Annotated in this window: 2 protein-coding genes and 1 pseudogene; all 3 read right to left on the bottom strand. The window is 70.7% G+C overall.

From position 1 onward, the window contains the following. The coding region (locus tag BI327_RS43700) for an ABC transporter permease subunit (RefSeq protein WP_347337691.1) at window positions 1–217 on the bottom strand (217 nt) is incomplete at its 3' end. A 514-nt stretch (window positions 218–731) separates the two neighbouring features. Next, window positions 732–1,595 (bottom strand): annotated as a pseudogene (locus tag BI327_RS43695) (ABC transporter permease); the annotation flags it as partial. A gap of 6 nt (window positions 1,596–1,601) precedes the next feature. Further along, on the bottom strand, window positions 1,602–2,784 hold a 1,183-nt coding region (locus BI327_RS40580; RefSeq protein WP_076867232.1), incomplete at its 5' end, for an ABC transporter substrate-binding protein.

The raw sequence follows: 2,784 nt of genomic DNA, 5'->3' as shown, positions 1-2,784 counted from the left end.
GCACCGAGAACCAGCGCTCGCCGCTGCCGAAGGCCGCCTCGACATAGGCGTTCGCCTTGATCCGCAGCACTTCGGCCCGCATCAGCCGCGCAAACGTGGCGATGGTGGCCACGCCGGCGGCCAGCGCCACGTTGACGGTGCCGAAGCCCAGCACGGTGATCACCATCAGCGACAGCAGCAGCGACGGGATCGCCAGCAATACGTCCACCACGCGCATTACCGCGTCGTCCACCGCGCGGCGCGAGAAGCCGGCCAGCAGGCCGAGGCAGCAGCCGGCGGCCAGGCCCAGCGAGACGGCGATCACGGTCGCCTTCAACGACAGCGCCGCGCCGTGCACCACGCGCGCATAGACGTCGCGGCCCAGGTAGTCGGTGCCGAACCAGTGCGCCAGGGACGGCGGCTGCAGGCGCAGCGCCACCCGGGTCTCGAACGGACTCTGCGCGGTGAACAGGCCCGGAAAGAAGGCCCACCCCAGCGCCACGGCCACCACGGCCAGCGCCAGCACCAACAGCGCCGCGCGGCGAGCGTCGCCCAGCCGCGCGCGCCAGCCGTCCGGCACGGCCGGCATCGCGGCGGCGGACGGCGCCGGCGGGGCCAGGGAATGCAAGGTGCTCATGCGAGGCTYCTTTTAGTGTGAACAGGCCCTRGGCCGGCGACCGCGGCGCGGCGGCGATGCGCGGATCGAACAAGGGATACAGCAGGTCCACCGCCAGGTTCACCACCACATAGACCAGCGTCGACAGCACCACCAGGCCCTGCACCATGGGAATGTCCTGCGCCTGCACCGCGATCTGGGTCAGGCGGCCGATGCCGGCGCGCGAGAACACGGTTTCGGTGACGACCGATCCGCCCAGCAGGTGGCCGGCGCTCATGCCGACCAGCGTCAGCGCGGGAATGGCGGCGTTGCGCAAGGCGTGCCGCAGATGCACCCGGCGGCGCGACGCGCCCTTGGCGTAGGCGGTGTCGATGTAGCCCTGCCGCAGCGCGGCCGACAGGCTCTTGGCCAATACCTGGGCGATCGCGGCGCCGGTCGGAATCGCCAGCGTCAGGGCGGGCAGCACCAGCGAGGCGAAGCCGGCATTGCCGGTCGCCGGCAGGAACGGCCAGCCGAAGGAAAAGCACTGCAGCAGCACCAGCCCGATCCAGAACGACGGGATGCTGACGCCCAGCGGCGGCAGGCACAGCAGCAGTTCGGCCAGCCAGGGCCGGCGCGTGTAGGTCGCCGCCAGCGCCACCGCCAGTCCCAGGACCAATGAGCTCAGCAGCGCCAGCGCGGCCAGCGCCAGGGTCTGGGGCAAGGCCCGCAGCACTGTCGTGGCGACGTCGTGGCCGTTCTCGATCGAGATGCCGAAATCGCCGCGCAGCGCCCGGCCCAGGCCGTTGACGTACTGCGTCAGGATCGGCTGGTCCAGCCCGAAGCGGCTGCGCATCTGCGCCACTTGCGCCGGGTCGGCCAGCACGCCCTCGCCGCGCGCATCCAGCATGATGGCCACCGGATCGCCCGGCAGCACGTAGAGGATCAGGAACGATACCGAGAACGCGGCCCACACCACGAAGACCGCCTGCCCCAGGCGCGACAGCAGGTAGCGGCGCATGCTGGCTTACCGGGCAGCCGCCAGCCAGGTGTCGKGCAGCACCGGCCAGCGCGGCGTCGACAGCCACAGGCCGCGCACGTCGGGCGCCACCGCGAAGACGGTATTGCTCTCCTTGATCGGCACCGCGTAGCCCTGGTCGATGATCAGGTTCTGCACCTGCGCCACCAGGTCCTTGCGCCGGGCCGGGTCCACCGCCACGCTCTGCTGGTCGAGCAAGGCATCGAGCGCCGGTTCGGCCGCGCCCAGGCCGCGGCCGAACTTGCTGGAGAACGCGGCCAGGATCACGTCCGGGTCGGGGCGCGTCAGGTCCGACAGCCGCAGATCGTAGTTACCCGAGCGGATCACGCCGCCGATCTCGGCATCCGAGCGCAGGTTCAGGCGCAAGTCCACGCCGATCCGGGCCAGTTGTTCCTTGATGAGTTCCAGCGTCGGCGTGTAGCCGGGAAAGCTCCAGGTGACGCCAACCTGCAAACGCTGTCCGTCGCGGCTGCGGATGCCGTCCTTGCCGGCCTTCCAGCCCGCCCGTTCCAGCAGCGCCCGCGCGGCGTCGGGCTGATAGGCCAGCTTGGCCGACAGGTCGACATAGTCCGGCACCGTGGTCGAGACCACGCTGGTGGCGGCCTTGTCGTATTCGGTATAGAGCGCCTCGATGATCTCGGCGCGGTTCACGCCGATCACCAGCGCCTGCCGCACTTCGGGGTGCGACAGAACCGGGCTGGCGATGTTGGGGTACAGCGTGATGCCGATGCCGCCGGCCGAGCGCGCGACCACGCTGGCGCCCGCGGCCTTGATCCGCTGCACGTCCTCCGCTGCACGTCCTCGGTCGGGATTTCCTCGATCGCGCCCACCTGAGCCGACCCGGACGCTGCCTTCCGACACGGTCTGGAACGTGACCTGGTCGAGCCAGGCCGGCCCCTGATGCTCGGCGTTGGGCGAGGCCCACTGGTAGTCGGCGCGGCGCTTGAGGACGATGCGGTCATTCTTGACCACCTGCGCGATCACGAACGGGCCGGTGCCGATCAGCGCGCCCTGGCAGCGTTCTTCCGGCGTTTTGGCGAGCGTGGCGGGCGCCAGCGGCGCCAGGGTCTTTTCGGTGAGGGCCTGCAGGAAGCCGGCCTTGGGATGGTCGAAGCGCAGCGCCACCGTCAACGGGTCGATCACGTCGGCGCCCAGGTGTCGGCGCCCAGGT

The organism is Bradyrhizobium mercantei (assembly GCF_001982635.1).
GTDB lineage: Bacteria > Pseudomonadota > Alphaproteobacteria > Rhizobiales > Xanthobacteraceae > Bradyrhizobium > Bradyrhizobium mercantei.
Note: the sequence above shows the minus strand (reverse complement) of the source record. Positions and strands in the feature narration are given on the sequence as shown.